The sequence below is a fragment of the Verminephrobacter aporrectodeae subsp. tuberculatae At4 genome (assembly GCF_000193225.1).
GTDB lineage: Bacteria > Pseudomonadota > Gammaproteobacteria > Burkholderiales > Burkholderiaceae_C > Acidovorax > Acidovorax aporrectodeae.
This window is the reverse complement of record NZ_AFAL01000092.1, coordinates 1-6181: the sequence shown is the minus strand read 5'-3', so window position 1 is coordinate 6181 and position 6181 is coordinate 1. Positions and strand designations below refer to the sequence as shown.

Below are 6181 nucleotides of genomic sequence, written 5' to 3'. Positions count from 1 at the left end.
TTTTAATGATCCGGATTGCAAGGTCGCCCCTCGGGGTTTCCTTGCCTTCCAACTCAGCCTCGATCGGCCAAGCCGCAGATTCTAGCGCAATTCCTGAAGAAGCGTCAAACTTTTTCTGACTTTACTCTTCAGTCAGTTCCGGGCTCACCGCTTGCGACAGCTTCGGAGCCCTTCCCCTGAGCGAAGCCCGCGATCATACACCGGATTCGATCGGGGAGTCCAAGAGACTGAAAAAATTCAGCGGCGCAGCGAAGCCACCGCAGCCTCCAGGGCGTCGATGAACAGGGAGGCGACGTCGCAACCCGTCTGGTCAAAGATCTCCTGGAAGCAGGTCGGGCTGGTGACGTTGATCTCGGTCACGCAGTCGCCTATCACGTCGACCCCCGTCAGCAGCAGGCCGCGCTCGTGCAGCACCGGGCCCAGGGCTTCTCCGATCTCCCGGTCGCGTGCGGACAGCGGCCTTGCAACGCCCTTGCCTCCGGCCGCCAAGTTGCCGCGCACTTCGCTGCCCTGGGGGATGCGGGCAAGGCAGAAGGGCACGGGCTTGCCGCCAATGATGAGGACGCGTTTGTCCCCTTCGACGATCTCCGGCAGGAATTTCTGCACCATCACGCTCTGGGCGCCATGGCGGTTCAGGGTCTCGGTGATGCTGCCCAGATTCAGGCCGTCGGGCCCCACGCGAAAGATTCCCATGCCTCCCATGCCGTCGAGTGGCTTGAGGATGATGTCCTGGTGCTCGGCGTGAAAGCGCTGGATGTCCGCTGCCTCGCGCGTCACCAGTGTGGGGCCGATGAACTGGGGAAATTCCATGATCGCCAGCTTTTCCGGGTGATCGCGCAGGGCCCGCGGCCTGTTGAACACCCGAGCGCCGTCACGCTCGGCCTGCTCCAGCAGGTGCGTGGCGTAGAAGTACTCGCTGTCGAAAGGCGGGTCCTTGCGCATGAGCACCGCGTCAAAGTCCGCCAGCATGGCGCTGCGCTGCGTTTCGGCCGCGTACCAATGGATGGGGTCGCCGGTGAGTTGGATGTCCCGCACCTGCGCGCTGACGGGGCTGCCGCGTTGCCATGTGATGTGCCGCACCTCGCACACCGTGAGGGTGTGCGTGCGCTGCTGCGCCGTGCGCATCATGGCAAACGTGGTGTCCTTGCAGATCTTGAAGCTTTGCAGGGGATCGGCGATGAAGAGCAGTTTCATGGTCTCGGATCAGAAAGGGTATGCGTCCGAAGCCGATCTACCCACCCCCGGCCCGCGAACGCCGGTACTGTTGCACAAACAGTGCAATGCTGCCGCAGACCACGCCCCAAAATGCGGCCCCCACGCCGGCAATGACCACGCCGCTGAGAGTCACCAAAAAGGTGATGAGCGCGGCTTCGCGGTACGGCTCGTCGCGCAATGCGCTGGCCAGACCATTGCCGATGCTGCCCAACAGCGCCAGGCCCGCGATGGCCGCCACCAGTTCCCGGGGAAACGCGGTGAGCAGTCCGGTGATCACGGCACCGAAAAGCCCGATCACCACATAGAAAATGCCGAACGATACCGTCGCCGTGTAGCGCCGGCTGCGGTCCTCGTGCGCTTCGGGTCCCATGCACATGGCTGCCGTGATGGCGCCGAAGTTCAGCGCAAAGGCGCCAAAGGGCGCCAGCACCAGGGTCGCCAGACCGGTGAGCGTGATGAGCCGCGACACGGGCATGTCGTAGCCCGACGCACGGATCACCGCCACACCGGGCAGGTTCTGCGACGCCATGGTGACGACGAACAGCGGAATCGCCAGGCTGACCGCGGCCGCCACGCTGAACCGGGGCGCCGTGAAGACCGGCATCGCCAGTTCCAGAGGCACTGCGGACCAGACCATCTGACCTTGCAGGGCGACGAACACCACGGCGACGACGAGCGTGATGACCACGGCGTAGCGCGCCGCCAGCCTGCGGCTGAGCAGATAGGCCATGAGCATCAGGAGCACCAGCGGCAGCGCCGTCTGGGCGGCGCTGAACGCCTGCAGGCCGAACCGGGCCAGCACGCCGGCGAGCAGCGCCGCGGCAATTTCCATGGGGATGCGGTTCATCACGCGCTCGAACCAGCCGGTGATTCCCGCCAGGATCATGAGCGCCGCGCTCAGCATGAACGCGCCAATGGCTTCGCCCATGCTGAAGCCGCCCACCAGCCCGGCCGTTGCCAGTACGGCGGCGCCGGGCGTGGACCAGGCCACCATGACGGGCTGCCGCAGCAGCAGTGAAGGCCCCAGCGAGCACAGCCCCATTCCCAGACCCAGCGCCCACAGCCAGGAACTGATCTGCGCCGGCGTGGCGCCGAACGCCTGCGCGGCCTGGAATACGATGGCCACCGAACTGGTAAAGCCCACGAGCACCGCAACAAACCCGGCGACGAATGTCGAGAGGCTCAGGTCTTTGAAAAATTGCATGGGCAGGATTCTGGCATCGCCCGGTGTGGCAATCAGATTTCGATCTTCGAGCCCAGTTCGACCACGGCGTTGTTCGGCAGGCGCAGGAAGTCGGCGGCGCCGCTGGCGTTGTGGTGCATCTGGGCAAACAGTTTTTCGCGCCAGGGGGCCATGCCGCTGCCGATGGTGGGAATGACGGTATCGCGCGACAGGAAGTAGCTGGTGCTCATGGGTTCGAGTTCGCAGCCGCGCCCGCGCAGCAGGTCGAGCGCGCGCGGCAAGTCCGGGTCGTTCTTGAATCCGTAGTGGATCATGACCTGCCAGCAGTCATGGCCCAGGGGCTCGACCTGCAGCCTCTTGTCCAGCCCGATCCAGGGGATTTCGTGGTTGTGCACGGTGACGAACAGGTTCTGCTGGTGCAGCACCTTGTTGTGCTTGAGGTTGTGCAGCAGCGCATTCGGCACGGCACCGGTTTCGGCGGTCAGAAAGACGGCGGTCCCCTCGACGCGCGTGGGCGGGTTGATGAAGACCGACTCCAGAAAGGCTTTGAGGTCGATGGCGTCGGCGCGCAGTTTCTCGTTGAGCAGCCTGCGCCCTTCCTTCCAGGTCATCATCAGGGAGAACACGATGCCACCGATCAGGAGCGGAAACCAGCCCCCCTGGAACAGCTTGAGCAGGTTGGAGGCAAAGAACGCCAGGTCCACCACGGCAAAGCAGCCGGTGGCCGCGACGCACAGCGCCAGCGGGTAGCCCCAGCCGTAGCGGATCACGTAGAAGGTCAGCGTGGTGGTGATCAGCATGTCCAGCGTCACGGCGATCCCGTAGGCCGCAGCCAGGTTGCTCGACGAACGGAACATCACCACCGCCAGCACGATGCTCACGAACAGCCCCCAGTTGACCAGCGGTATGTAGATCTGGCCCGTGTCGCGCACGCTGGTGTGCTGGATGTTCAGGCGCGGCAGGTAGCCCAGTTGGATCGCCTGCTTGGTCACGCTGAACGCGCCGGTGATCAGCGCCTGCGAGGCGATCACCGTGGCCATGGTGGCCAGCACCACCAGCGGGATCAGCGCCCAGTCGGGCGCCATCATGTAGAACGGGTTCTGGATCGCCTCGGGCTCGACGAGCAGCAGCGCCCCCTGACCAAAGTAGTTCAGCGTGAGCGCGGGCATGACCACGGCAAACCAGGCCAGGCGGATGGGCCGCTTGCCGAAATGGCCCAGGTCGGCGTACAGCGCCTCGGCGCCCGTGACGCACAGAACCACGGCCCCCAGGATGATGAAGCTGGTCCCCGGATGGGCGAACATGAAGCTCAGCGCATGGTACGGGCTCAGGGCCCACAGAATCTCGGGGTGTCCGACGATGTGCGAGACGCCGAGCAGGGCAATGGTGATGAACCACACCAGGGTGATGGGACCGAAGAATTTGCCGATGCCACCGGTGCCGCGTTTTTGCACGGCGAACAGGCAGAACAGCACCACCAGCGTGATCGGGATCACGAACCGCTTGGAGTGGATCGACATCACCTCCAGCCCCTCGACGGCCGAGAGCACCGAAATCGCCGGGGTGATGACGCCGTCGCCATAAAACAGCGAGGTGCCGAAGATGCCCACTGCGAGCAGCGTTGCCCGCAGGCGGGGTTTGTCCTTGACGGCCTGCGAGGCCAGCGCCAGCATGGCGATCAGACCGCCTTCTCCGTGGTTGTCGGCGCGCAGCACCAGCACCACGTACTTGAGCGAGACGATGAGCGTCAGCGTCCAGAAGAAGATCGAGAGGATGCCGTAGACGTTGGTCTCGGTGAACGGCACGTGGCCGGACCCGAAGACCTCCTTGACGGCGTACAGCACGCTGGTGCCGATATCGCCGTAGACGACACCAACGGCGCCCAGCGTGAGCACCGCGAGCGATGACTTGGAGTTTTGCACTGACCATCCCCGCGCACTGAGCCTGGCGGGGTTCCGTTACTTTTTAGGGAGCGCTATTGTGCGCCCGCGCTGCACCCGCTCCGCAGCAGGCGTCCGAGGGGAGGCTCCATGTTGCGGTGCAACAACTGACCGCTTGACTGCGCTGCTGCACGCGCCCCGGTGCATGAAACCAGCGGCCAGCGCGCGGAGCCGGTTTCGCCGGGCCGCTGTCCCTCTGGGGGGAAGACGCGCAGCGGCTCAGGGGGGACCTAATACACCTCGGCGTCCGGATTCGTCGCCTCCAGTTCGTAGCTCGCCGCGAGCATGGCCAGGCGCGCGACCACGCCGTACATGTAGAAGCGATTGGGCGCGCTCGCGCCGGGACGCACGCCGGGCTGGGTCATGTGCACGCTGTGCTCGAAGGCCAGCGGCACAAAGCCCGCGCCCGGGGTGTTCAGGCTCTCGTCGGTGCCCCGCTCGGCGTGCATGCGGTAGAAGCCGCCCACCACGTAGCGGTCCACCATGTAGACCACGGGCTCGGCCACGGCGTCGTGCACCCGCTCCTGCGTCAGCACGCCCTCCTGGATGATGAGGTCGCTGCCCGGCTGGCCGTCCCCCCCGATCAGCGCCTTGCGCGCCCTGCGCTTGAGCGCATCCAGATCCTTGGCGTCGCGCACCGTCAGGATGCCCACGCTGGCCTTGCTGTCGTCCGCCTTGACGATGACGAACGGCTTCTCGTCGATTCCGTATTCCTTGTACTTGCGGCGCATCTTGGTCAGCAGGGCGTCCACGCAGGTCTGCAACGGCTCCATGCCCGGGCCCGCGCCCAGTTGCGCCCCGGTGCACTGGTCGTACAGGGGGTTGATGAGCCAGGGGTCGATGCCCAGCATCTTGCCAAAGCGCTTGGCCACTGCCTCGTAGTTCTTGAAATGCGTGCTCTTGCGGCGCACGCTCCAGCCGGCGTGCAACGGGGGCAGCAGGTACTGCTCGTAAATCTCTTCCAGAATGCCCGGAACCCCCGCAGACAAATCGTTGTTCAGCAAGATGGTGCAGGGGTCGAAGTCCTTCAGGCCCAGGCGGCGCCTGCTGCGCACCACGGGCTCCAGGGTGATGGCGTCACCATTGGGCAGCGCGACCCGCGTCGGCTTCTTGATCGCGGGGTTGATCGAGCCCACGCGCACGTTCAGGCCCGCCATGTTGAAGATGCGCACCAGCTGCGCCACGTTGGCCAGATAAAAGGTGTTGCGCGTGAGGTTCTCGGGAATGATCAGCAGGTTGCGCGCCTCGGGGCAGATCTTTTCGATGGCCGCCATCGCCGCCTGCACCGCCAATGGCAGCATTTCGGTGCTGAGGTGGTTCCAGCCCCCCGGAAACAGGTTGCTGTCCACCGGCGCCAGCTTGAAGCCCGCGTTGCGGATATCGACCGAGGTATAGAACGGCGGTGTGTGCTCCATCCATTCCAGCCGGAACCAGCGTTCGATCGCGGGCATCGCGTCAAGAATGCGCTGTTCGAATTCGTTGATCGGCCCGGTCAGGGCCGTGATGAGATGCGGAACCATAAGAGCCCTCGGGAAACGCCGGCGCCCGATTGTAGGGACTCAGGGTTCAGTCACTGCGTGCCTGGATGCGCTCAGGGGTTGGGCAGTTACAGCGGGCCATGCGCTTGCCCGCCCCGCGTACCTTGGCATCAACTGCGGACTTCGCCCTCGCCCAGCACCACGTACTTGAGCGAGGTCAGCCCCTCGATGCCCACCGGTCCACGCGCGTGGAGCTTGTCGGTGCTGATGCCGATTTCTGCGCCCAGCCCGTACTCGAAGCCGTCGGCAAAGCGCGTGCTGGCATTCACCAGCACGCTGGCCGAATCGACCTCGCGCAAAAAGCG

At 64.9% G+C, this 6181-nt stretch carries 4 protein-coding genes and 1 pseudogene; all 5 read right to left on the bottom strand.

Going from position 1 to position 6181, the window contains the following annotated elements; translation table 11 throughout:
* Window positions 1-237: 237 nt before the first annotated feature.
* On the bottom strand, window positions 238-1194 hold the full coding sequence (gene gshB, locus VTU_RS0103840) for a glutathione synthase (RefSeq protein ID WP_010100955.1): 957 nt from the start codon (window positions 1192-1194) through the stop codon (window positions 238-240).
* 37 nt (window positions 1195-1231) lie between these two features.
* The gene (locus VTU_RS0103835) at window positions 1232-2419 is read right to left on the bottom strand and encodes a benzoate/H(+) symporter BenE family transporter (RefSeq protein ID WP_010100954.1); all 1188 of its coding nucleotides are present in this window, start codon (window positions 2417-2419) and stop codon (window positions 1232-1234) included.
* A gap of 32 nt (window positions 2420-2451) precedes the next feature.
* The gene (locus VTU_RS0103830; RefSeq protein WP_029554083.1) at window positions 2452-4320 is read right to left on the bottom strand and encodes a potassium transporter Kup; all 1869 of its coding nucleotides are present in this window, start codon (window positions 4318-4320) and stop codon (window positions 2452-2454) included.
* A gap of 248 nt (window positions 4321-4568) precedes the next feature.
* Window positions 4569-5858, bottom strand: coding sequence for a glutamate--cysteine ligase (gene gshA, locus VTU_RS0103825; protein WP_010100952.1), 1290 nt, complete (start codon window positions 5856-5858; stop codon window positions 4569-4571).
* A gap of 128 nt (window positions 5859-5986) precedes the next feature.
* A pseudogene (locus VTU_RS25565) lies at window positions 5987-6181 on the bottom strand (gamma-glutamyl-phosphate reductase); the annotation flags it as partial.